Origin of the sequence: Chryseobacterium rhizoplanae, from assembly GCF_900182655.1 — a bacterium.
Classification (GTDB): domain Bacteria; phylum Bacteroidota; class Bacteroidia; order Flavobacteriales; family Weeksellaceae; genus Chryseobacterium; species Chryseobacterium rhizoplanae.
The window spans coordinates 463,185-487,371 of the sequence record NZ_FXTC01000001.1 but is presented as its reverse complement, the minus strand read 5'-3'; the positions used below and the strand labels follow the sequence as shown (position 1 = coordinate 487,371).

The following is a 24,187-nucleotide window of genomic DNA, read 5'->3' as shown; positions in this document are numbered from 1 at the left end:
CATTTTTTTGGCAATATGCTATAATTCGCCTATAGGTGTACTATTTTAACAGATTGTTAATTTTTTTATAGTAAAAATTTAACCTAACCTTCACTAAAACGGCATACAAATATGGGATGCCGGGCATAGTATTTGCTGTTTATACAGAACTTTATCATCACCTAAAAATCAAAATATTATGAACGTAGCAGATTTAAAAATCAAGAACTTGGTGGAGTATAATAATCAGATTTATACCATCTCTGAGATCTTTCACAATGTCGAGCAGGCTTATTTTGTTAAAATTGAAAATGATATTCAAAGTATCTCAGTCCCGGCAGCTTCTATCAAACCTATCAAAATAACAGAAGAATGGCTTGAAAAACTGGGATTCTCACGAACGTACAGTTCGGATAAGAGTATACGGTACGAAAGACCGGAACCTTTTATAAAATATGATATAGACCTGAGTTCCAGAAAAATACTGGAGGGTCTGAAAATATATGGGAACGCTATAAAGTGCAAGTACATCCATGAGTTTCAGAATATTTTCTCAAGCTTATTCGGAAAAGAAACAGCTTTGCATTATGGTTATTTGAAAACAGAATCGTAGTTTAAATGGTTCTAAGCTGTAGAAGACCACAATTTACTTTGTAAATTGTGGTCTTCTTTTTAGAATAAAGCATAAAAAATCCATATCTTTTTCATTTAGAATAAATTCCGAAAACTTCACCATTGATATTTCATTAATTTCATTGATATTTGTATTAACAACATAAAAAAACACATCAATGATTTTAAAGATTATTAATTCTGCATTAATTCTATTTGCAGTCTTTATGGGCTTCAAACAAGGAATAGCCATGATTTCCGGTAACCCTGAAATGTCAGAAATGTTCGGGAAATGGGGATTTGACAAAACAGGACTTATGATCAACGGAGCAGTTACTATACTGGCTTCTGTAATGATTTTATTTCCAAAAACTTTTGTCTGGGGAAACTTTCTGATGGCTGCAGGCATCCTCCTGATCATCTGTTTTCAGCTTTTAAATAAAGACCTGAAAGGAGCCATGGTAGAACTTCCCTTTCTTTGTATGAACCTCCTTATTGTTTATCTGCAACATCCTCTGAAAAGCTAAAGCCAATGAGAACCTTTAAGTTAATCATCATATTCCTGACAGGCTTTTCCTGTATGGCCTGCGGACAAAGCGCAAACAAAAAGAAACAAAATCTACAACCACAAATTTTAAAAAAACAACAAATAATGGACTTATCAAAAATAACAGATCCTGAAGTTAAAAAAGCCGTAGAAGCTTTACAAAACGGTGATAAAAACTGGTATAGCTTCTTTACAGAAAATCCTGCAATGACAGACGACGGTAATCCCATAGATTTTAAATCTTTCTTCTCCAATGCTCTGGGGAACGAAATGTTTCTCAGCATAGACCGTGTAGAAAATGATGGGAAAAATATATATGGAAATTTTAAAGCCGGAAAATGGGGAACATTTCAGACTTACTTCAAATTCCATAAAAATACGGAAGGGAAATTTGATAAACTGGATATCGGGCAGGCCAGATAAATTCTTTTTTTACTGAAAAAGTATCATTGAAAGCTACTTTATTCTTTTAAATTTAATATCAGTGAGACTTCTACCTGATAAAAGGAATCTTTTAATACCATTATTTTTATCATATTTAAAAATACTTTAAAATTTCCTATTCATTAAATGGTAAATCAGGATCTTCGGATTCTGATTTATTTTTTTGCCAAATGACAATAAAACAGGCATCAAATCACCGTTTTCATTCCGTATTTTTACAGTAAACTTAATCAGTCATCATGAAGGAAGTTATCGTGTATCAAATTGATTCTTTTACCAAAGAAAAATTCAAAGGAAATCCTGCAGGAGTTGTGTTAAACGCTGAAAATATGACATCTGAAGAAATGCAGCTCATTGCCAGAGAACTTAATAATTCTGAAACGGCATTTGTTTTCAAACCTGATAACCCAAAAGAAAATTTTGATTACCAGGTCCGGTATTTTACCCCTACCACAGAAGTTCCGTCCTGTGGACACGCCACCATTGCTGCACTGTACGCAAAAGCTCAGGAAGATCAACTGGATTCCTGCACTGTTGCAATACATACACAAATCGGAATATTACCAATTCACATTGAAAGAAAAGACAATGATTATCTCATCACCATGACACAGGGAAAATTTGAACTGAGTCCTGCGTTTGATACTTCGATAACCCAAAGAATTGTGCTGGCCCTGGGACTGACAATGGATGATCTTGATGAAAAATGTCCTGTACAAATCGCTTCCACGGGCCATTCAAAAGTAATGATTGGTATTAAAAGCAATATCATCTTAAATCATCTGGTTCCGGACCTTACCGCTTTGACAAAGCTTAGTAAAGAAATCGGCTGCAACGGGTATTTTGTGTTTACTTTCGATACAGATGAAAAGGAGATATTAACCAATGGAAGGATGTTTGCACCCGCCATCGGTATTTCTGAAGATCCGGTTACCGGAAATGCCAACGGTCCCTTGGGAGGTTATCTTATTCAAAACAAAATCATAGAGACGGCTGATGAAATTTTTGAATTTACAGGAAAACAAGGAGAAGCCATCAATAGGATTGGTGAAGTAAAAGTACAGGTCAGCGTGAAAGACAGCCAACCCGGCATCATCCGTATTACCGGAAATGCAGTAGGTGTTTTCAGAACAACTATGACCTTGAAATAATTCTGACATTTAAATTAAAAAAATTGTCCCCATTGAAGAAAACCTGTCGTCATTAAGATGAATCAAAAATTTAAATACAATGAAAGAATTCTTATTAGTCTTCCGTGCAGACTACAAGTCTATGCCCAAGACATCACCGGAACAAATGCAGGCCAACACCCAGAAATGGATGAACTGGATCGCAGGAATTGCTGCGCAAAATAAACTGGCAGACAGAGGAAACCGCCTGGAAAGTACTGGACAGGTTGTAAAATCAGACGGAATAATTTCTGATGGTCCATACGCTGAAATTAAAGAATCCATTATGGGATATACACTTATCAACGTGGAATCTATTGAAGAAGCTACGGCTTTATGCAAAGACTGTCCTATTCTGCTATTTGGTGGAAGTGTAGAGGTAAGGGAAATCAGTAAATTGTGACAATTAGCTTTGATACAGCCTTTTGATGAGCCATGACCAATCCGAATGAAATAACACCGCATTTATTCAGAACCGAGTACAGTAAAATCGTTGCAGTACTTTGCAGAAGTTTTGATATCAAACATATCGAGATTGCAGAAGATATTGCCAGCGAAACCTTTCTGAAAGCTTCGGAATACTGGGCATTACATGGACTTCCGGATAATCCTGCAGCCTGGCTTTACACGGTGGCTAAGAATAAAGCAAAAGATTATTTCAAACACCTTTCCATTATTGAAAAGAACAAAGAAGAAGTAAGAACCGCCGAAAAAGAGCATCCGGTCATAGATTTCGACACCAAAAACATCACTGACAGCCAGCTGGAAATGATTTTTGCGACCTGTAACCCTGTCAATTCCCGGGAAACTCAAATATGTCTGGCTCTTCAGATTCTCTGTGGCTTCAGTGTTGAAGAAATCGCCAATGCTTTTCTTTCCAAAACGGAAACGATTAAAAAACGCTTGCAAAGAGGTCGGGAAACTCTCAGAACACACCATTTTACAATAGATTCTTTACGTGAACAGGATATTCACCAGCGATTGGAGACGGTACTGACTACTTTATATTTATTGTTTAATGAAGGTTATTTTTCCAGAACGAATACTCTTTTAATCCGTAAAGACCTTTGCCTGGAAGCCTTAAGACTTACCCTGATCCTTACTGACAATCCGTTTACCAATACTCCCAAAACCAATGCTTTGATGGCTTTGATGTGTTTTCAGAGCTCTAGGCTTGATGCAAGAACCAATGATGAAGGTGATGCCATTCTTTTTGATGAACAGGATGTAACATTATGGGATAAAGCTTTGATCGAAAAAGGCAATTATTACCTGATAGAAGCCTGTAAGGTGGATAGCACATCCGTTTCAAAATACCATCTTGAAGCTGGTATTGCGTATTGGCATACTTCATCCGCTAAAGATAAATGGCAGCATATTTTAACGCTGTACAATCAACTTATTATCATTGAATATTCTCCGGTTACAGCTTTAAACAGAGCTTTTGCTTTTTCCAAAGTGTATGGAAATGAGATGGCTGTTACTGAAGCGGAAAAACTTAACCTCATCAACAACGAATATTATCATGGATTGCTGGGCTATTTGTATGCTGAAATCCAACCGGATCAAGCGATTTATCATTTTGAAGAAGCGATCCGTCTTACAAAGTCAAAGCTGGAAAAAGAGACTTTACAGAAACAGGTCAATCTTTTAAAAAATCCAAAGTAAGATTAAAAAAGAGCCTCCCAAACTATTATTGAGAGGCTCTTTTATTATTTATCATTTACAGTCTTGAGAAATAAATCTTCTTTCCCGATAAGGTAGAGATCTATCAATGCTTGCTTGTTGATGGTAACAATATCACCGTTTTTAATCTTGAATTTCTTTTGTAAAGGCTTTCCATTAAAATAAACTGTATCTGAATCAAGCAGAAGGTTCAATTTAGATGATGAAAGACCTAAACATGTCCTGATAACAGTTGAAACTCTGACGTTAAAATCAAATGAAGATTGTATTTCAAATGAAATCATCTCACCGTCCATCCTGATCAGATCTTCAACAGGAATGGCATTGAACAGAATTTCGTATTCTACGCTTTCCAGATCTGCTTCTACATTATTTTTTCGTCTTATCTCCTGTGAGAATGCGTATTCCCAGGCAATTTCCGTATTGTTTTCTGAAAATTTATTGAACAGTTCTTTACTCACAGATTCTGTTCTTATTCTTGAAAAAACAGTCATGTTATAGGTGTTGCTGCATTTTACACATCGGTAAATCAACCATATATCAATATTCTTTTTTTGAGCATTCAGTCTGAATTTATCGCTGCAGTAAAACCTGTCACTGTTACAATGATTGCATTTCTTTTTTAGTAAGGGAGTATTTTTCGCTTTTACCTCCCAAATATGTTTTGTACTCATTACTTATAATCGTGCTTGGTATTCTTTGTTGGATTTTTTCCATATTATTCACGCATTACAAGAAGGTTGATGCATCTGAGATTTTCCCAAAGAATATTCTTAAGGTTTATTTTGATCTGTATTCAGTCTTTAAAAATCACAATGATTAAAGCTAAAACAACAGATATAGCTGCCTTTTGCAGGCAATGCAGTAGATAATATGATCAAATGAAAACCTGTTCGGATAGAATTATCCAAACGAAAGAACGATCAGCCTGTGGTTACGAAGACTGATACTAAGCAGTAATAAGTTTAAGTGTTGTTCTCAAAACGACCTGTTTACTTGGTTATAATAAAAGTAGTCAATTTTCGGGGAAGAACACATCATTTTTTCATAGTAAATCAAAAAGGAAAACAAACAGCATTTATTTCAACACAAATCTGAACCATACAACAAATAAAAATTGAACTATACAGCAAACCTGCCTTTTCTGTTTCTTACGAACTTTGCTGTATTAAAATCATCAAAATGAAACAGATTAATACAATTTACATCAACGGTGAATTTGTTACACCGAATGGAACAGAAACATTTGACCTTATCAACCCTGCGAACAATCAAAAAACCGGAGAAGTTGTTCTTGGAAATGAAGAAGACACCCGAATGGCCATTGCCGCTGCGAAGAAAGCTTTTAAAACCTTTTCAAAAAGTACAAAAGAAGAACGTATCAGTTTACTTCAAAAACTGCATGAAGCAGTGAGTAAACGGGAAGATGAACTGGTTTCTGTGATGGTGAATGAATATGGAGGAACGTTACAATTCTGCAGAATGAGTGTCCAAAATGCAATTTCAGCCTTTACCACAACTATTACTACGCTGGAATCTTATGACTTTGAAAGAGCAGTCGGACATTCTAAAGTACGTTTTGAATCTTTGGGAGTGGTAGGAATCATTACTCCATGGAATGCCAGCAACAGTTTCATCTGCAACAAACTGGCTACCGCTATTGCTGCCGGTTGTACAGCCGTCATTAAGCCAAGTGAAATGAGTGCTGCCCAAACCCAGCTGCTTACCGAATGTTTCCATGAAGCTGGATTACCTGCCGGGATTTTCAATATTGTAAACGGATTAGGAAATGTAGTTGGCGCAGAAATTACCCAACATCCTGATATCGCAAAAATTTCTTTCACCGGGTCTACCCTCACAGGAAAAGCTATTGCCAGAGGAGCCGTAGATACTATGAAAAGAGTAACGCTTGAACTTGGCGGAAAATCCCCGAATATCATTCTTGAAGATGCAGATCTGGAAAAAGCTATTCCAATGGCTGTTTTCGGAGCGTATATGAACAACGGACAGGCCTGCATCGCTCCTACCCGCCTGCTTGTTCCCGAAAACAGATTGCATGAAGTAAATGAACTGGCTAAAAAGGCTGTAGAAAAAGTAAAAGTAGGAAATCCTAATGAGGAAGATACTCTTGTAGGACCAATGGTAAGCGCCAAGCAGTTTGAAAGAGTACAAAGCTACATCCGTCTGGGACAGGAAGAAGGTGCTACTCTTCTTGCAGGTGGTGAAGGCAAACCGGAAGGCTTTGAAAACGGTAATTTTGTAAAAGCAACCATTTTCACCAATGTTCGTAATGATATGCGTATTGCTCAGGAAGAGATTTTCGGACCTGTGCTGTCTATCATTCCTTATACCAATGAAGAGGAAGCGGTTGCAATTGCGAATGACACTACTTATGGGCTGGCAGCTTACATCAGTTCTTCCGATAAAGAACATGCAGAACGTGTTGCAGCGCAGATTGATGCCGGAAGAATATGCATCAACGGGTTTTCACATGACCCTTATGCCCCTTTCGGCGGGTTTAAGCAAAGTGGCATTGGCCGTGAGTATGGTGTATTCGGATTGGAAGCTTATCTGGAACCTAAAACCATTCTTGCCTGATAGTAAAATCCTCAAAGTCTGTGATTAGCGGGCTTTGAGGATTTAATCAACAGGTAATTCATCATTGATCCTAAAAAAGTTTTGTAAGTTTGAAAAAGAATCCATCAAGAAACAACCGTCTGAGCCATGAGCGAAAATAATATTCCCTTACCTATCAATTACTCCTGCCATTTTTCAGAATTCAGGGAAGGAGAACAGTTTGCGAGAATCCATAGTCTGGGGCTGGTCCTTTCCGGGGAAATGGAACTGAATGACGGGATCACAAAGACAATATTTAAAGAGGGTGAACTTTATTCTGCGAGGAAAAACCGTCTCCTGAAGTTTGCAAAATATCCACCTAAAAACGGGGAGATAAGAACGGTAACTATCTATTTTGATGAAACCATCTTACGTGATTTCAGCCGTGAATATGGTTATCAGGCGGAGAAGAAAGACAACACTCCGGCTTTTATAAAACCGGATCAAAAGGCATTAACTTCTTTTATGTACTCTTTACTGGCGTACGAAGAACTTCCTGCTTCTACAGAACTTCTGCGTCTCAAACAGAAAGAAGCTTTACTTCTGATGCTGAGCGATGATCCGGGTCTTAAGGATATTTTATTTGATTTCTCTGAGCCTTACAAAATAGATATTGAAACTTTTATGAACAAAAACTTTCATTTCAATGTCAATGTAGAGCGGTTTGCTTATTTGACCGGGAGAAGCCTGTCTGCCTTTAAAAGAGATTTTCAAAAGATATTTGGGATTCCCCCAAGACAATGGCTGCAGCTTAGACGGTTAAAGGAAGCTCATTTTCTGCTTACTCAAAAAGGGAAATCGGTTTCTGATATTTATCTGGATCTGGGCTTTGAAAATTTATCTCATTTCTCCTTTGCATTTAAAAAGCAGTTTGGCTATCCACCGAGTTCATTACAGGCAAAATAACTCAGACTTCATCTAAAAACACATATCTGAAAGTGAGGATCATCAAAATAACAGATCGTGCTATGAAAATCATAACACGATCTGAATTATTGAATCTAATTATTTTAAAGTTTTTTAAAGTGCATATTCTACAGAGGCTTCCTTAGCGGCTGCCACCATTGCTATCAAAGCTTTTTCGGTTTCTTCCCAGTGTCTTGTTTTCAGTCCGCAGTCTGGATTTACCCAAAGCTGATTGGCCGGAATGACGTTCTGGGCTTTTCTCAACAGTTCAATCATTTCTTCTTTGGACGGAACCCTTGGGGAATGGATATCATATACGCCGGGGCCGATTTCGTTCGGATATCTGAAGTCTGCAAAAGCATTCAGCAGTTCCATCTGAGAACGGGAACATTCTATGGTAATCACATCTGCATCCATATCAGCAATATTTTCAATAATATCATTGAATTCCGAATAGCACATATGGGTGTGAATCTGTGTAGCATCTTCCACTCCGCTTGCTGAAATTCTGAAAGCTTCTACCGCCCATTTCAGGTAGTTCTGCCAGTCTGTTTTCCGTAATGGAAGCCCCTCTCTTATCGCAGGCTCATCAATCTGGATGATTCTGATTCCGGCTTTTTCAAGATCCACAACTTCATCTCGGATGGCCAGAGCAATTTGCTTACACGTCTCTGAACGAGGCTGGTCATCACGTACAAAAGACCATTGTAAAATGGTAACGGGGCCTGTAAGCATTCCTTTTACCCATTTTTCAGTCTGGGATTGTGCATACTGAGACCAATACACCGTCATTGGTGTCGGCCGGGAAACATCACCAAAGATCACAGGCGGCTTTACACAACGGCTTCCATAGCTTTGTACCCAGCCATTTTTCGTAAATACAAAACCTTCCAGCTGTTCCCCGAAGTATTCCACCATATCGTTACGCTCAAATTCTCCGTGAACCAATACATCTATTCCTATTTCTTCCTGCCAGTTGATGGTTCTCTGGGTTTCTTCTTTCAGTAAAGTATCATACTGCTCTGCCGTAAGCTCTCCTTTTTTGAATTTTGCTCTCCAGCTTCTTACCTCCGTGGTCTGTGGAAATGACCCGATGGTTGTTGTTGGAAATAAAGGAAGCTGAAGGACTTTCTGCTGTTCTTCTTTGCGGATTTTGAAGGTATTTGTTCTTTGTGCATCTTTTTCAGTAACAGCATTTGCTCTTTGCTTTACCTCATCATTATGGATAAGCGAGGATGTTCTTCTGCTTGCAATTGCTTTTTTATTTTCTTCAAAAGAAGCAAGAATCTGTTCATTTTCTGTTCCGGATGCCAGTTCTTTAAGCGTTACCACCTCTGCCACTTTCTGTTTGGCAAAAGCCAGCCAGTTTTTAATTTCCGGATTAAGACTGGTTTCAAAATCAAGATCACATGGTGAATGAAGCAATGAAGAGGAAGGAGCAATTAAAACCCTTTCAGATCCCAATTTGTCAACTGCTTTTCTGATGAAAGACAAAGATTTTTCAAAATCATTTTTCCAGATGTTTCTGCCGTCAACCACTCCTAATGAAAGGCTTAAGCTTTCCGGAATAGCATTCAGGATTTCATCCAACTGTTCCGGGTTTCTTACCAGATCAATATGCAATACATTCACAGGAAGTGATGCCGCAAGTGATCCGTTATCATTTAATCCTTCAAAATAAGTGGCCACAATCAATTTCAGTTTTGGGAAGCGTTTTCTTATTTCAGTGTAAACAAAATGATAGGTTTCTTTGGCTTTCTCCGTTAAATCCAACGCTAGAAAAGGTTCATCAAACTGAATCCATTCTGCTCCCTGATCCTGAAGTTTGGTTAAAATCTCAGTATATACGGACAGAAGATTTCCAGCCAGATCCAGTTTATCAAATCCTTCTTCTTTTTCTTTTCCTAATAGCAGGTAAGAAACCAGCCCGATAATTACCGGCTTTGCATTGATTCCTGCCTGCTTAGCTCCTGCAAATTCATTGAAAATTTTATCCGAACTCAGTTTAAACTGCTGATTTTTATAAAACTCGGGAACGATATAGTGATAATTGGTATCAAACCATTTTGTCATTTCCATTGCAGTGATATCTAATCCTTCTTTCTGATATCCTCTTGCCATAGCGAAGTAAAGATCCAGCTCAGAGTTGTTCTTTCTAAGCACTACTTCATGATAACGTGTGGGAATTGCTCCTACCACAAGGCTCATATCCAATACCTGATCATAGTATGAAAAATCATTACATGGGATAAGATCTATTCCTGCTTCTTTCTGAATGTTCCAGTTTTGGTTGCAGATCGTTCTGCCAGTATTCAGAAGTTCTTCCAAAAGGATTTTACCTGACCAATATTGCTCGCAGGCTTTTTTGAGTTCTCTTTTGCTACCAATACGCGGATAGCCCAGAATGTGAGTTTGCATTTTTAAACTTTTTAATTAAACTTAATGGTAAAGTCCTTTTAAAATGCTTCGTAATGTTTTAACGGATAAAAGTTTCTGGGATCACGATATAACAAACAATACAATTTCCTTTACAGAGAAAATGTATACATCCGATATATCATCTGTATGACCCAAAAGCTTCAGACCGCGAAAGCATTGTCAATTCAGTAAAGGCAGGTCTCCTGACTTGTAACAGTTTCCGTCATCCTTCCCGCTTTTGGCAGTGGATATGCAAGGACAGAAACCTTTGGCATGTTACTTACAGTTGCGCGACAGCTCGTGATTCTCACACGATTCCCTATTAATCTACGTTAAGTAAAACCTTTCCTGTTTGATGAAGTATCTCTAAAGAACTGTTGTACTTTTACCTATAACCATGGTCATCAGTAAAAGTTTTTAATTTTGTGTAAAATTAATAACATAGAATAAATATTCAATTAAAGTTATTTAATTAAGCAAAATAAACTTTTAAAAACACAAATAAAAGCATATAATTCTTTACATTTGATTGTTTTTATAATCTAAAAGAATAATATTCTGTGGAACAACTCGATGATAAGGATGTACAGCTGCTGAGGCTGCTCCAGAAAAATGCAAAACTGACCGTTAAAGAGCTTGCAAAGGAAGTGAACCTTTCCACTTCACCGGTTTTTGAAAGAGTAAAAAGATTGGAACAGGAAGGGTTTGTGAAAAGATATGCAGCTGTTCTTGATGCTGAAAAACTCAACCGTGGGTTTACAGTTTTTTGCCAGATCAAGCTGAAAATTCACGACAGATCTGTAGGCTATGATTTTGTAAAAGAAATTTTAGAAATTGAAGAAGTGGCGGAATGCTACAATATTTCCGGAGACTTTGATTTCCTTCTGAAAGTTCAGGTACGGGATATGAAACATTACCAGGATTTTGTATTTAACAAACTGGGATCTGTAGATTCTATCGGAAGCACCCACAGTACGTTTGTCATGGCTGAAGTGAAAAACAATCATGGACTGACCATATAATAAAAATGAAAAATTGAGAATTAAAAAAGTAAAGATGATGCCTGCAAATCATTATGATTTAACAGGTTAAGCTATGTTATTTTAATTCTCAATTTTTTCAATTTTCCGTTCAATTAGTTTCCTTTAAAGCCCATAATGAATCATTCCCTGATGTGAGGAGACCGTAAATCCAAAACATTTTTACGCGCTGCACTTCATTCAATACATTGAAAAAATCCGCCAAAAAATGACGGATTTATAGTATTTGAAAGTCTCTAAAATTAATTGGCAGCCGGATCAATCAGTTCTGTGGTAAGTCTCAGAGATTTTAGCAGGTTTTTATTATCAAAAAACAAGGTTGCATAATGTTTTCCTTTCTTAAAAATCAGATTTGAACCTCCCGGAAATTCACTGCCTGCACCGAGTTTCTGCGTTTTAGCATTGTATTTACTGAACTTAGTTTTGCTGTCCTGCAGTGTACTTTTATTCATGATAAGCCCAAATGGAAGTCCTTCTATCACTACGGGCTTATTATCTGAAGTGACAAAAAACATTTCATTAACAGCATTATCTTTGCCCAGGCTGCAATACAGCTCCAATCCTGTCTTCATAGGCCATTTTGCATATTTTTCTTCGTTGGCATCTTCATAAAACACAGTTTTTATGTTCAATGCTTTTGAGATTTTATCCGGAGTCTGTGGAAAAATAAATTCTGAATTTTTATCTAATAAAGAGTTTAGAACTGCTGTTTTCTGTGAAAATGCGTTGATACTTACCAGTTGAAAAAAAAGGATCAAGATGAAAGTGAATGGTTTCGTCTTCATGGATGATTAAAATTTTAATGATTTGAGAGTTAAAGGTATTAAAATTTTGTTTAAAACCACATTTTAAACAACTTACTACATTACCTTTCTCACCTCTGTTATTTTCTTTCTTGTAGATTGAATACCGTCCCGGCAGGGTCCGTAATCCAATGCATATTTTCAGGAAGTTCTTCAATTTCGTCACAGGTTTCTACGCCGTTTGATCGAAGATATTCTGTAGCTTCTTCTACATCAGGAACTGTAAGCTGTAACCAGGTTTCGGAATGGGTATAATTATCCACACAGTCCAGCCAGATGATATTATTCCCGAATTTCACCTCATGGGTTCTGGAAACCGTTGGATTATTAATCGGTTTTTCTTCAACATTTAACTTTAGGATGTCTCTATAAAAGATTACCGTTTTTTCATATTTATTTTTTGGAATTTTTATGGCAATATTTATTCCGGCTTCAAATTTCGTATTCATTATTGTAGGTTTAGCAGTTGTGAAAAATAAAAATCCATTAAAAGTCCCTGTTTACATTTCAACATTGCCAGTCACAATCTCACCGGAACGTCTGTAATTGGCTATAATAACTCCTTTTGATGTTATATGGCTCTCCGTCAGAGCAAAAGCAGCCGGAACCGAATTATCATCAAACAGCTTTTTTCCTCCACCAAGAATCAACGGATAAATTTTTAGGCGAAGTTCATCTACAAGATCATGTTTCAAAAGCAGATGCACAAGTTCGCTGCTGCCCCAAATCTGAATATCAGCACCTTCGGATTGTTTAAGCTTTTGGATGTCATCCAGATTTTTGAGAAAAAAGGTATTCTTCCAATCTGAGTTTTCCATAGTTTGAGAAAGCACATATTTATTTCCTTCGTTGATTCCCGGCCAGAATTCAGCATGCTGAGGCCAATAAGATGAAAAAATATCGAATGTTTTTCTCCCCAGAAGGTAATCAGTCTGTTTCATTTCTTCCTGCATGATTTCACCGAAAAGTTCATCACCATACGATACGGTCCATCCACCATATTGAAAGTTTCCGGATGTATCTTCTTCGGGGCCGCCGGGTGCCTGCATCACACCATCCATTGTAATCATTGATAAGACAGTTATTTTTCTCATTATATTTAATTTTTTAAATGCTATTATATTATATCAGGTTATTTCAAAAAACCATTCAGATAATTCAGAATCATTGCGGTCTGCATCATCAGACTCACATGGGTTTGCCCTGGAGCAATAGCCAATTGAGATTTTGGCATTGGGCCCATATCCGCAAAAACATCACCTCCCAATAATTTATAGGTTTTTGATAGCTCAGTTTTATCCAGTCCATCATTATCACCTGCTATAATTAAAACTGGTGCTGAAATTTTAGCAATCTTATCATCACCCAGATCGAATGGCTGTCCGGCAGAAGCGATCATCTGCTCCAGAAACTTTGTCCATTTTGTTTTATCAGGTGCTACGGCGCTGTAGGCAGTATGCATAGGGCTGTTTGTAAAGAGTTCGGGCTTCATCCCTTCAAGTGCTTTATTTACTTCAGGCAGCCAGCCGCTAGTTTTATATGTTGATGAAATGATAACCAGCTTGTTCAGTCTTTCCGGGCTTTGTATTGCCAACTGATAAGCCACTTCTCCTCCAAAGCTATATCCGACTACATCGGCTTTATCAATTTTCAAATAGTCCATTACCTTTGTAATATCACTCGCCAAAGCAGCATGTGATAATTTCCTCTCTGAAAACGGAGTATGCCCGTGCCCTTGTAGTTCAAGCGCTATTACTTTTCTGTTTTTAGACAGTTCCGGGATCAGCTCGCCCCAATTCATATCAATCGTCATGAAGGCACCATGCAACAATACAATGGGCTTTCCTTTGCCATAGACCTCGTAATAAACTTTAATACCGTTAACAGGTGCATAACCACTTTCAGAAGGTTTTACTTTTTGTCCATATACCTGGGATGTGATAACGGTAATAATTAAAATCATTACTGATTTTAATAGGATAGAGAATTTGAATAGACTTTTCATAATAGTATTGGATTTGGTGATTCAACTTTTAACCAAAATTAGTAAGTCATTATGAAATCCAACTTGTCACAAGACAAGATTTTATCCAAAACAAATCAATCTTTGTACATTCCTTTATCAAAGCCTGTTCAGCGTACTTTACATGCATTACATTTTACTTAATTATAGGAAATTCAAAGGAAAACATCCAACAATAAACTTATTGAAAGTAAATATTTTCATGATAATTCTATAACAGTTGATAAAAATTGATTAATTTCGAATAGAACTAAACCTATATTATTATGAAAAATTTAAAGAAAATCGAAAGACAGGAATTGAAAACAATTAAGGGAGGCATCGACTGCAGAGGCGGACAGCTTTGCTTAATCGGCGGAAAATGGCAATGTATGCCATATGACGGATGCGGTGGTGGAAACCAGCCTTAAGTTTTAGTTTAATTCAATTACTTGACTATGAAAAATTCTAAAAAAATTTCAAGAGATCAGTTGAAGAATATTAATGGCGGAGCATTGAGCTGCTCTGAAGCCTGCTGCCCACCTCCGGGAATCAAGAGATGTCCCTGGGTGATCTGTGTAGCACCATGTGAAATATTAAGTTAGAACACTGTATTCTCCAAAATAAAACCTGCAATTCCTATGAGTTGCAGGTTTTTATTTTAAGTTCACTTTTTCGTTCAAAAAATCTCCCAAAATCAGATCGGGAGACTGAAAAAAATACAATTAGATTGTTGAACCCTATTAAAATATCTTTATTGTTCGACTATTGTAAGCGCATTGTAAGCACCGCTTCCTGAAACATCAAACTGGCTCGTTGTACCATCAAATCCTACTGTAATCCAGGTAAAAGGTCTTAGTTTGCTGCCTTTATTGAGATATACGCTTACTGTACAGGCTGAACCTACCGGTACGGCATTTGGACTTCCTCCGGTATCGGAAGCATATCCATTATTTGTTTTTATTCTTTGCGTAATATTGCCGGCAGAATCTCTGACTTCCCAAATTGCTTCTGTTTGATTATTGGCACCGGTATTTACCTGGCTGGATTGTAAGGCAAAAGTAAATGTTGCAAAATAAACGCCATCACGCGGTGCTGTAAACTCACCTGTAGCAGGATTGAAATTCGAGGTTGGAACCCCTGAATCAGAATCTAATTTTTCAGTCCAGTTCGTTAAATAAGAGGATCTTCTCTGAACTATGCCGGATTTGGGTCCTATTTCTGAAGGAGTTGCACTTTCAAATACATAGGTATCCTGAGTTGTTTTACTTGCCATTACTACAATACGCGGTTTCCCTTTAGGAAAAAAACTAACCCAGTTTGAACCGTCGGAAAATTCCAAGTATCCCTTTACTCCAATAGCCGGACTTGCAACATACCGTAATGCCCCAGCCCCGGCCTGGGCAGCTGTTTTTGCAGTATTCCCAATAGCCACAGAACTATTTGCTCCACCTCGCAGATCCAGAGCGACCTTGGGATTGGCAACCATTGTACCCATTTTTCCGGAACTATTGATTATAATATTACCGGCATCTGTTTTAACCTCAAGAGGGTTTGTCGGATTGGGTACCCCTATTCCTATTTGAGCATTTACATAGGTTATGTTCAGTGACAAAACAATAACAGCACTGATCAATTTTTTTATTTTATTTTTTCGTCCCATTATTACGTATTTACAATTCACTGATACTTAAATTATTTAATCTACTGTCATTCAACGTATTTCGGGCACTGCCTATATTATGCCTGATGCTGAATTTTATGGTATCGTCTTTTTTAAGGTTGAAAATAGCATTACAATTACCACTTATATAATTACTTACCGCACCAGCCTGAAAAGCAGGATAAGAATTTATGGTTTTAAATACAGGAATATTATCTGTACTTTGACTGCTTTCTATTGCGGTTTCTATGAATGTATTTTTAGGGATATTTCCATTGGCCAGGGTAATATTGAAAGAAACCAGATAAAACCCATCACGGGGAGCTTTAAAAATTCCAGTAGAAGGATCAAAATCCCCACCGACGCCAGCACCTAAATCAACTGTTTCTATCCAATCTGTAATAACCGTTGAAGCTGCGCTTGGAATACTTTGCGCAGAGCCTTTACTGGCATTTACCAGTGCTTTCGTTGGAGCAGTCAATGGCAATGCAATCCATTGTTCACCGTCAGAATATTCTAGGAATCCACTGTTATTGTAACGTATTGCTCCTCCTCCTGCTGCAGAAGGGGTTTGTGTATTATTCCCTAAACCAATAATTCCCTGGTCGGATGAAGACCTCAGGTCTACTTTAGTAACCGGGTTTAAAAGTCCAAAACCAACCTGCCCTTCTGACGTAATAACAACATCATTAGATATTTTTGTTGCATCAGGTGCTGGGCCATTATCTTTTCCCGCATCTATATGCAAAGGTTGTGCAGGTGTAGGAGTAAAAAATCCTGTTTGCGCCATTGTCTTGGTTGCACAAAAAAATAAAATACAGGCAAATAGTTTATAAGTGATACTGATCTTCTTTTTCATAATCTATATCTTAATGTTCTATTATGGTTAAATTGTTAAATCCATCATCTGGATTTGCAGGGTTCGAAGAATCAGTTGTCACTCTAAGCGGAATAGCCCCTGAAGTAAGATTTTGATATAGTCTGACACTTACTTTAGTTCCTGCAGTAAGAGTAAGGGTAACAGTACTTGATCCTCCAGCCTGTGTTGACCGGGTAGAATTAGCGTCATCAGCTGTACCTGTCATAGACTGGCCGAAAGTTTTATATACACTGGCAAGAACCAGGTTTGTAGTGGGATTATAAAATTGTGACTCAACTCTGGACCCATCACTAATAACGGCTCCACTAAAATTGAATGTTAATAAAAAAGTATAAGTTCCATTTCGGGGAGCTGTAAACTCACCTGAGCTGGGATCAAAGCTATTGCTCATGTCACGTACCTCGTTCCAATTAACAATAGTTGTTGCAGAGGCAGAGGGTATAGACTGACTTACAATTTTACGGACAACAATCACTGCCTTTTGAGGAGCAATATAAGCTTTGTGCCATACTGCGCCATCAGACACTTCTATTTTAGGACCTACCGGTATATTGTTTACATCGTATCGTGTAGCACCTGCACCTGCAGCCACCGCCGACATCGTTGTTGTCCCTAGACCAAGGGCATTTTCAGCACCTGCTGATCTGATATCGAACTGCACCTGAGGATTAAGAACTCCTGCACCAATGAATCCTGTTGTTTTATTTACAATAAAATCATTTGAAACTTGCGTTGCCGTTGGTGCTCCTGAAGCAGAATTATCCTTAGCTCCATCTACATGTAAAATCCCTTGTGGATTATTTGTTCCCATTCCTACTTGTGCACTCAATAAATTGATAAAGAAGCAACAAGGTAAAATCAGTGTTTTATGTGTTTTTTTCATATTCTCACTTGAGGTAATAAAGGAGTTAACCCTCACTATTAAATGTGTTTTTAGAATCTTATTTTCATGGATGTAAACATCGGGTCAATAATAATTTTTTTTGCAAAATTGTTGATTTTTAGTAATCAGGCAAAACATAACCTATCGATAGATTTCGATGTCCCGATAGATTTTTTGTGAATTTGATTATTCTGTCATTACTACCATCCGGATATTTTAAAAAAGAAAATGATCAGGTAATTTTTTACCGGCTAATAAATAATCAGTTTAAAGATTATAGCTTTTTATTTAGCACTTTTGTACCTGCATAAAACAAAAAAGCGGTAAATATTTTACAGCTTTTGTATTATTTTGTTATAATAATTGTGAAGGGTGAGAGATTCAAACCTATGTTCTGGAATCTGCATACCACCAAATTCAAACCAATGATAATTTTTCTTTACTATAATTTAAATAATAGACAGAAAATATAAAATTTTAAAAAAAATATTGGATAAACGTTTAACCAAATTCAATTATTACATTAAATAAGTTAACAATTTGTTCATATTAAAATACACCTTTACTACTTAAAATACTGAAAATGAAATATTTATGGTGTTTTAAAAAAATGTGCGAAATTACACTTTTTTCTGAAACTGTCAAAAAACACAGCTATTGTTTTTTTACTATTTTATGAAATATTTTTGTGCATTAATAAAATACAATGAAAAGGTCTTCTATAAAAGATATTGCTAAACTGGCAGGAGTTTCCGTAGCCACAGTATCTTATGTTCTCAACAAAAAGGAAGGACAGCGCATTAGCGAGGAGACCCGGAAAAAAATTTTTGAAATTGCTGAAACGATTAACTACACGCCCAATAAGATCGCAAAAAGTCTTAAAACCAATAAAACAAAGCTTCTGGGATTGATCGTTGCAGACATCTCCAATGACTTCTATTCTCATATGGCAAGGAATCTGGAAGATAAAGCTTTAAAATTAGGCTATACGCTGATTATTGGCAGTTCTGACGAAAATGCAGAAAAATTTAAAAAACTTACCGAACTCTTTTCGCAGCAACAGGTAGACGGAATGATCGTTGCCCCGGTAGCTGGATCAGAAAAGACACTTGAGAATCTTATTCATATTAAATATCCTGTTGTAACTATTGACAGATATCTTAAAGGAGTTTCTGTTCCCGGAATTACCATTGATAATCAGGAGATAGCCGAGAGAACAACCAGCCTGCTTCTTAATAAGGATTTTGATAAAATGATCTATATTGGTTACGAAACTGAACTTCCACATCTGCTGGACCGACAGCATGGTTTTGAAAAAGCAATAAGCTCTTCCAACAAAACAGCTGAAATACAATATCTTTTGGTAGGATTGGAAAACATAGCACAGGAGGTACATTATCAGCTTGAAAATAGCTTGGGAAAAAAACCTGAAAATACAGCATTATATTTTTCCAGTAATAAACTTGCAGTAGCGGGACTTTCCTACCTCGTTAAAAACAATATAAAAGTTCCGGAGCAGGTTTCTGTAGTTGCATTTGATCAAACCGATGCGTATGATCTGTTCCCTACGGAGATCACCTACATCCAGCAGCCCATTGAAGAGATGGCTGAAGAGGCAATCAAGCTACTGGACGGACAGATCAATGAGTATACAGCGACAGGAAAAAGGGTAACATTATCCGCAAAACTGATTGCCAAAGCCTCTTTAAAATAATTAATATAACATAAAACATTTTTTTTAAACAATAACTTAAACGTTTAACCTATCATGATAAAAAATAAATTAAACCAGGTCGTTTGCTTTGGAGAGGTTCTGTGGGACATCTTCCCTACCGGATCCAGAGCTGGTGGTGCGCCATTTAATGTTGCCTACAACCTTTTCAAAATGGGAATCGATACTAAAATGTTGAGCAGAATTGGCAACGATGAATTAGGACACTGTCTTCTTAATCAAATTCAGAACTGGGGAATAACAACAGATTTCATACAGGTAGATCAGGAAAAAGCTACAGGAACGGTGCTTGCTGATTTTGATGAACATGGGGAAGCTGTTTATGAAATTGTGCAGGAAGTTGCCTGGGATTATATCCAGCCTCTGCCGGAACATAGGGAACTTATTCAAAATTCAGAAGCATTCGTTTTTGGAAGTCTGATTACAAGAAATAAAACATCCCAAACTACTCTGCTTGAACTTTTGGAATATTCACAATTCAGGGTTTTCGATGTTAATTTCCGTCCTCCTTTTATCGATTTTGAGTTCATTAAAAAATTACTGCATAAAGCTGATCTTGTTAAAATGAATAAGGCAGAACTTAGAACCATTCTTGAATATCTCGGTGAAGATTATATTGATGAAGATACCAGCATCAGACATCTTCAGGCCTATTTTAATTTGAATGAAATTGTTCTTACCAAAGGAAGCAAAGGTGCCAGATACTTTATAGGTGGTACTGCTTATAATTTCCCGGCGGTTCATATTGAAATTGCAGATACTGTGGGAAGTGGGGATTCTTTTCTTGCCGGGTTCCTGTCTAAAAGAATTCAGGGCAGATCCCCGGAAGAGATCATGAAACAGGCAACGTCATTGGGAGCTTTTATCACATCGAAAGCGGGAGCATGTCCGGATTATACCTATGAAGAATTCAAGGCATTCAGAGAAAAAAACAGCTGTAAAACCTCTTAAAAACATACTATATGAATACTCCAAAATTTACAGATAAGAAATATTATATCATCCTGTCTTTTGTTACGTCATTATTTTTCTTCTGGGCCATTGCACTTACTATGGGTGATGTATTGAATAAGCATTTCCAGAACGTTCTTCATATTTCAAAATCCAAATCCGGGCTGGTACAGCTTTCCATTTTTGGTGCATACGCACTTATGGGGATTCCGGCCGGGCTTTTTATGAAAAGGTTTGGTTATAAATTGGGGGTAATCCTGGGACTTTCACTATTTGCACTGGGATCTTTCTTGTTCATTCCGGCAGCTAATACTTCTTCATTTGACTTTTTCAGGTTGGCTCTTTTTGTACTTGCTATGGGAATGGCAACTCTTGAAACGGTAGCCCACCCTTTTGTAGCAGCTCTTGGTGATGAAAGAACGAGTGATCAGAGGGTTAACTTTGCTCAATCATTTAATGGTTTAGGAGCTATCATCGGTCCTCTGCTGGGTGGATATTTCATTTTTGGAGCTCCAGATTCCGGAACAGGATCTCTGGATTCTGTAAAAAATCTTTATACATGGATTGGGATTGTAATTCTGGCGATTACCATTATTTTCAGCTTTATCAAAGTACCGGATCTCAAAGATCCTCATGCAGAAGATATCATTATTTCAGAAAATGAAAAAGGAGAAGACCTGTCTGTGTCAGATCCACACGCACCGCTCTATAAGCAGAGGCATTTTATATTTGCAGTGATTGCCCAGTTTTTCAATATTGCCGCACAGGGCGGAACATGGGCTTATTTTATCAATTACGGTGTCGAGAAAATGCATCTCCCGGAGATACAGGCTTCCTATTATTTTTCTTTGAGCATGGCGATGATGATGATTGGGAGATTTATCGGAACTTTCCTGATGAGATTCATTGCTCCCAACAAGCTGCTGACTATCTTTACCGCATGTAATATCGTTCTGTGCCTGATTATTTCCCAAAGCTTCGGATGGGCCTCATTTATCAGCCTTATTCTGCTCAACCTGTTCCTGAGTGTGATGTATCCAACTATTTTCAGTCTTGGACTTAAAAGATTAGGATCAAAAGTTCAGCAGGCTTCATCATTTCTGGTTATGGCCATGTTTGGAGGCGCTGTTTTCCCTCCGATCATGGGTAGAATTGCCGAAAAAGATATTGCTCATGCTTATCTCCTTCCTATTCTCTGCTATGTAGTTATTTTATTATTTGCTTTAAAATTCTATAAGCCCAAAACACTTAAATAATTCCTATGAAAACAAAGCTTTTATTAGCCTGGTGCATTTTACTTGTATGCGCCGGCAAGGGAATTAATGCCCAGATCGTAATAACCAACAAAAAATTTTCCTTTGGTACAACCGGGAGAATCGGAGCTGGTTATTCTCCAAATGCTGATGGCAAAACCGGGAGACAGCTGAACCTGAACAACCAGGGATCTTTAGGAGGCAGAATGGATCAGGGAGATTATGTTGATTTCTTGCCAGCTTTCCATTTTAGTCCCGTGGTAAACGGTGACAGTACAAAAAGTACAAAGATCGATATGCAGGCAAGGCTGAGCTTTTATTCAGGCGGAACTTTTCTGGGAAATGTAGATTCAAAATCCAATCAGGGAATGATTGTTGCCTTACCGGAAGCATTTGTTGAGGCCAGAAATATTATGGGAAGTGACTGGGATGTCTGGGCCGGATCAAGATGGCTGAGATATGATGATATTCACATTGCAGATTATTTTTATTTTGATGACCATTCGGCAACCGGTTGGGGATTGAGGCATAAAAACACAAGATTTTCCATGTTTTTCCCTGCAGCTATTGATACTGCTGCCAGCAACTCTACACCCTATTCTTACACCAATGTGATCAGCGGATCAAAAAACCTCATTTACAGGCAGAGAGAAGTTTTGGTCCTGGAACAGACGCTGCCATTTAAAAATACAAAACATAAACTCAAATTACTGGCAGAATTTCATCATGTAGAAAAATCGGGAGAAAATTCCGTAGAGCAATACCCGTCAGATCAGGGTTGGGTTTTTGGAGCCAAATTAAATACAGATATTGCAACAAAAATTCCGGGTTCATTCAATCAGTTTTCTGTAAGATACGGAACCGGAATTGCTAATGGAGGCGATAATGGGAATACACAGACCTGGCGTACCTATGGAGCACCTGATGAAACTACAAAAACATACAAAGGAGCATACTCTTTTACGGTTGTTGAACATTTCCTCTGGAATATCTCCAACCGTTGGTCACTTAATCCTTATGCCGTTTTCACGAAGAGTAAAGGAGGATCAGCCAGTAATGATAAAGCTTCAGATTATTATAGCCGTGAAATTTTCAACAGGAAAACAGAATTTAATACAGGAATCAGGGCCACTTACTATTTTAACAACTGGTTTCATATTCTTTCCGAATTCCATTATGCAGCACGAAAAAACGGAACCCAGGATGCCGCATCAATGATGAAACTGGTTTTGGCTCCCACCATTGTTCCTACAGCGGAACGCAGTGTCTGGGCAAGACCTCACATCCGTTTTATTGCTGAAGTATCAAGATATAATGATGAGGCTCTGAACAGTCTTTATTCACCATTTTTACAACAGTCAGGAGCCAAAAGATTCGGGACATATTTCGGAATACGAACAGAATGGTGGATTTTTTAAAATAAAATAAATAAAATATAATGAATATAAAGTTTGGAGCTTCCCTACTCTCCTGGATTACTCCGTTATGGAATGCAGAATCAGGAAAATATGCTATAGAAAAAACTGCTCAGGCCGGGTTTGATCTCATCGAAATACTGCTTCCGTGCTCAATGGATTTTGATGCCGGAACAGTAAAAAAACAGCTGAAAGAGAATCATCTGGAGGTTGTATGTTCGCTGAATCTTCCCAAAGATGCTCATATTGCGTTTTATCCTGAAGCAGCAGAAAAGCTGATCAAAAAAGCAATTGATAAAGCTGATGAGCTGGAGACCAATCTGCTGGCAGGAGTTTTACACAGTGGAATAGGTGTCTTTACCGGAAAACCACTTACAGAAAATGAAAAAGAAATCATTGCTGAAGTATGGTGCAAGGTGGGAGATTACGCCCGGAGCAGAAATATAGATATCGCCATAGAACCTATAAACCGCTATGAATCGTATGTTTGCAATACCGCAGAAAATGTCCTGGAGATTATTAAGAAAACAGGCAAAAATAATCTCTTCCTTCATCTTGATACCTTTCATATGAATATCGAAGAAAATAATTTTTATGACCCGATCATCAATTCCGGGAAAATGCTGAAGCATATTCATATTACAGAATCTCACCGCGGTATGCTGGGAGAAGGGACAATCAATTGGGAAGAGTTTTTCTCAGCATTGAAAAAAATCAATTTTGAAGGAAATCTGGTTCTTGAAAATTTCAGCTCCTCAATTTCCGGAATGCAGGAAAAGGTTTCATTATGGCAAAAATCACCTTATGATGCTCAGGAGCTGGCTGAAGGCAGTCTTGCTTTTTTAAGGAAACATTTCAAAAACTAATTAAACAATGGTTCACTCACGTTGGTCCCGATTATTATCTCAATGGATTGAAAAGTGATTGGGCTCTATTCTGCTTTTATTTGTGACAGATCAATGCCCAGTTTTGTAAACTCTTCCTGTCCTTTATCCGTAATATAATAGTTACGGTCAGCAGGGCTATCCTTAGCAATCCAGCCTTTCTCTACAAATTGTTCTAAAAGAAGCTGCCCTAATTTTCCGCCGATATGCTCATAGCATGTTTTGGCTGGCTTTCTACCGGTTGATGTATTCATATTATCAGTTTTAATTGGTGTTCAAAGTATAATGAAATTTTGGTGTACGG

General features: G+C 37.6%; 26 protein-coding genes and 1 riboswitch. Of the genes, 16 read left to right on the top strand and 10 right to left on the bottom strand.

What is annotated here, in order from left to right; translation table 11 throughout:
• Nucleotides 1–178: 178 nt before the first annotated feature.
• The 6 genes from FN817_RS02145 (at nt 179) to FN817_RS02120 (ending at nt 4,419) form a co-directional block, all read left to right on the top strand.
• A complete protein-coding gene (locus FN817_RS02145; protein ID WP_047385698.1) occupies nt 179–592 on the top strand; it encodes a hypothetical protein in 414 nt (137 codons plus the stop codon).
• Nucleotides 593–770: 178 nt separating this feature from the next.
• On the top strand, nt 771–1,118 hold the full coding sequence (locus tag FN817_RS02140; RefSeq protein ID WP_142716520.1) for a DoxX family protein: 348 nt from the start codon (nt 771–773) through the stop codon (nt 1,116–1,118).
• A 125-nt stretch (nt 1,119–1,243) separates the two neighbouring features.
• The gene (locus tag FN817_RS02135) at nt 1,244–1,561 is read left to right on the top strand and encodes a hypothetical protein (RefSeq protein ID WP_228451443.1); all 318 of its coding nucleotides are present in this window, start codon (nt 1,244–1,246) and stop codon (nt 1,559–1,561) included.
• Nucleotides 1,562–1,821: 260 nt separating this feature from the next.
• Complete coding sequence (locus FN817_RS02130; protein ID WP_142716518.1) at nt 1,822–2,733, top strand: PhzF family isomerase; 912 nt, start codon at nt 1,822–1,824, stop codon at nt 2,731–2,733.
• 79 nt (nt 2,734–2,812) lie between these two features.
• A complete protein-coding gene (locus tag FN817_RS02125; protein WP_142716517.1) occupies nt 2,813–3,154 on the top strand; it encodes a YciI family protein in 342 nt (113 codons plus the stop codon).
• 32 nt (nt 3,155–3,186) lie between these two features.
• Nucleotides 3,187–4,419: an RNA polymerase sigma factor gene (locus FN817_RS02120; RefSeq protein ID WP_142716516.1), complete on the top strand. Its 1,233-nt coding sequence runs from the start codon at nt 3,187–3,189 to the stop codon at nt 4,417–4,419.
• Between the two features lie 44 nt (nt 4,420–4,463).
• Here FN817_RS02120 and FN817_RS02115 read toward each other — a convergent pair whose 3' ends face one another.
• Entirely contained in the window at nt 4,464–5,111 is a 648-nt protein-coding gene (locus FN817_RS02115) for a DUF1062 domain-containing protein (protein WP_142716515.1), read from the bottom strand.
• A 508-nt stretch (nt 5,112–5,619) separates the two neighbouring features.
• Here FN817_RS02115 and FN817_RS02110 point away from each other — a divergent pair.
• Entirely contained in the window at nt 5,620–7,035 is a 1,416-nt protein-coding gene (locus tag FN817_RS02110; RefSeq protein WP_142716514.1) for an aldehyde dehydrogenase family protein, read from the top strand.
• A 126-nt stretch (nt 7,036–7,161) separates the two neighbouring features.
• Nucleotides 7,162–7,959, top strand: a complete 798-nt coding sequence (locus tag FN817_RS02105) for a helix-turn-helix domain-containing protein (RefSeq protein WP_142716513.1) — start codon at nt 7,162–7,164, stop codon at nt 7,957–7,959.
• Between the two features lie 114 nt (nt 7,960–8,073).
• On the opposite strand, the gene metE is transcribed toward FN817_RS02105, so the two are convergent.
• Entirely contained in the window at nt 8,074–10,377 is a 2,304-nt protein-coding gene (metE, locus tag FN817_RS02100; protein ID WP_142716512.1) for a 5-methyltetrahydropteroyltriglutamate--homocysteine S-methyltransferase, read from the bottom strand.
• Nucleotides 10,378–10,553: 176 nt separating this feature from the next.
• Nucleotides 10,554–10,739, bottom strand: a riboswitch (cobalamin riboswitch).
• A gap of 198 nt (nt 10,740–10,937) precedes the next feature.
• On the opposite strand from metE, the gene FN817_RS02095 reads away from it, so the two are divergent.
• Nucleotides 10,938–11,399, top strand: coding sequence for an Lrp/AsnC family transcriptional regulator (locus FN817_RS02095; RefSeq protein ID WP_047422640.1), 462 nt, complete (start codon nt 10,938–10,940; stop codon nt 11,397–11,399).
• A 260-nt stretch (nt 11,400–11,659) separates the two neighbouring features.
• On the opposite strand, the gene FN817_RS02090 is transcribed toward FN817_RS02095, so the two are convergent.
• The 4 genes from FN817_RS02090 to FN817_RS02075 all read right to left on the bottom strand — a co-directional run bounded on the left by FN817_RS02090 (nt 11,660) and on the right by FN817_RS02075 (nt 14,225).
• On the bottom strand, nt 11,660–12,202 hold the full coding sequence (locus FN817_RS02090; RefSeq protein WP_142716511.1) for a hypothetical protein: 543 nt from the start codon (nt 12,200–12,202) through the stop codon (nt 11,660–11,662).
• A gap of 98 nt (nt 12,203–12,300) precedes the next feature.
• Nucleotides 12,301–12,669 carry a VOC family protein gene (locus tag FN817_RS02085; RefSeq protein ID WP_142716510.1) on the bottom strand — a complete coding sequence of 123 codons (369 nt, stop codon included), beginning with the start codon at nt 12,667–12,669 and terminating at the stop codon, nt 12,301–12,303.
• Between the two features lie 51 nt (nt 12,670–12,720).
• Nucleotides 12,721–13,314 carry a dihydrofolate reductase family protein gene (locus FN817_RS02080; protein ID WP_142716509.1) on the bottom strand — a complete coding sequence of 198 codons (594 nt, stop codon included), beginning with the start codon at nt 13,312–13,314 and terminating at the stop codon, nt 12,721–12,723.
• A 38-nt stretch (nt 13,315–13,352) separates the two neighbouring features.
• Nucleotides 13,353–14,225: an alpha/beta fold hydrolase gene (locus FN817_RS02075; RefSeq protein WP_142716508.1), complete on the bottom strand. Its 873-nt coding sequence runs from the start codon at nt 14,223–14,225 to the stop codon at nt 13,353–13,355.
• A 284-nt stretch (nt 14,226–14,509) separates the two neighbouring features.
• Between FN817_RS02075 and FN817_RS23025 the strand changes: the two genes are divergently transcribed.
• A complete protein-coding gene (locus FN817_RS23025; protein ID WP_002980068.1) occupies nt 14,510–14,653 on the top strand; it encodes a bacteriocin-like protein in 144 nt (47 codons plus the stop codon).
• Nucleotides 14,654–14,680: 27 nt separating this feature from the next.
• Nucleotides 14,681–14,827 carry a bacteriocin-like protein gene (locus FN817_RS23020; RefSeq protein ID WP_167498799.1) on the top strand — a complete coding sequence of 49 codons (147 nt, stop codon included), beginning with the start codon at nt 14,681–14,683 and terminating at the stop codon, nt 14,825–14,827.
• A gap of 149 nt (nt 14,828–14,976) precedes the next feature.
• Here FN817_RS23020 and FN817_RS02070 read toward each other — a convergent pair whose 3' ends face one another.
• The 3 genes from FN817_RS02070 to FN817_RS02060 are packed head-to-tail and all read right to left on the bottom strand — an operon-like array spanning nt 14,977 to nt 17,648.
• Nucleotides 14,977–15,885: a hypothetical protein gene (locus FN817_RS02070; protein ID WP_228451442.1), complete on the bottom strand. Its 909-nt coding sequence runs from the start codon at nt 15,883–15,885 to the stop codon at nt 14,977–14,979.
• A gap of 10 nt (nt 15,886–15,895) precedes the next feature.
• The gene (locus FN817_RS02065) at nt 15,896–16,744 is read right to left on the bottom strand and encodes a complement C1q domain-containing protein (protein ID WP_142716507.1); all 849 of its coding nucleotides are present in this window, start codon (nt 16,742–16,744) and stop codon (nt 15,896–15,898) included.
• A gap of 10 nt (nt 16,745–16,754) precedes the next feature.
• Nucleotides 16,755–17,648: a complement C1q domain-containing protein gene (locus FN817_RS02060; RefSeq protein WP_142716506.1), complete on the bottom strand. Its 894-nt coding sequence runs from the start codon at nt 17,646–17,648 to the stop codon at nt 16,755–16,757.
• Nucleotides 17,649–18,354: 706 nt separating this feature from the next.
• Between FN817_RS02060 and FN817_RS02055 the strand changes: the two genes are divergently transcribed.
• From FN817_RS02055 to FN817_RS02035, 5 genes are read left to right on the top strand one after another with little or no spacing between them, the layout of a single operon-like run.
• Nucleotides 18,355–19,362, top strand: a complete 1,008-nt coding sequence (locus FN817_RS02055) for a LacI family DNA-binding transcriptional regulator (protein WP_142716505.1) — start codon at nt 18,355–18,357, stop codon at nt 19,360–19,362.
• A 54-nt stretch (nt 19,363–19,416) separates the two neighbouring features.
• The gene (locus tag FN817_RS02050) at nt 19,417–20,331 is read left to right on the top strand and encodes a carbohydrate kinase family protein (RefSeq protein ID WP_142716504.1); all 915 of its coding nucleotides are present in this window, start codon (nt 19,417–19,419) and stop codon (nt 20,329–20,331) included.
• Between the two features lie 11 nt (nt 20,332–20,342).
• On the top strand, nt 20,343–21,587 hold the full coding sequence (locus FN817_RS02045) for a sugar MFS transporter (RefSeq protein ID WP_142716503.1): 1,245 nt from the start codon (nt 20,343–20,345) through the stop codon (nt 21,585–21,587).
• A 5-nt stretch (nt 21,588–21,592) separates the two neighbouring features.
• Complete coding sequence (locus tag FN817_RS02040) at nt 21,593–23,002, top strand: carbohydrate porin (RefSeq protein ID WP_142716502.1); 1,410 nt, start codon at nt 21,593–21,595, stop codon at nt 23,000–23,002.
• A 20-nt stretch (nt 23,003–23,022) separates the two neighbouring features.
• Nucleotides 23,023–23,865 carry a sugar phosphate isomerase/epimerase family protein gene (locus tag FN817_RS02035; protein WP_142716501.1) on the top strand — a complete coding sequence of 281 codons (843 nt, stop codon included), beginning with the start codon at nt 23,023–23,025 and terminating at the stop codon, nt 23,863–23,865.
• Nucleotides 23,866–23,930: 65 nt separating this feature from the next.
• Here FN817_RS02035 and FN817_RS02030 read toward each other — a convergent pair whose 3' ends face one another.
• The gene (locus FN817_RS02030; protein WP_047422627.1) at nt 23,931–24,137 is read right to left on the bottom strand and encodes a hypothetical protein; all 207 of its coding nucleotides are present in this window, start codon (nt 24,135–24,137) and stop codon (nt 23,931–23,933) included.
• Nucleotides 24,138–24,187: the final 50 nt, after the last annotated feature.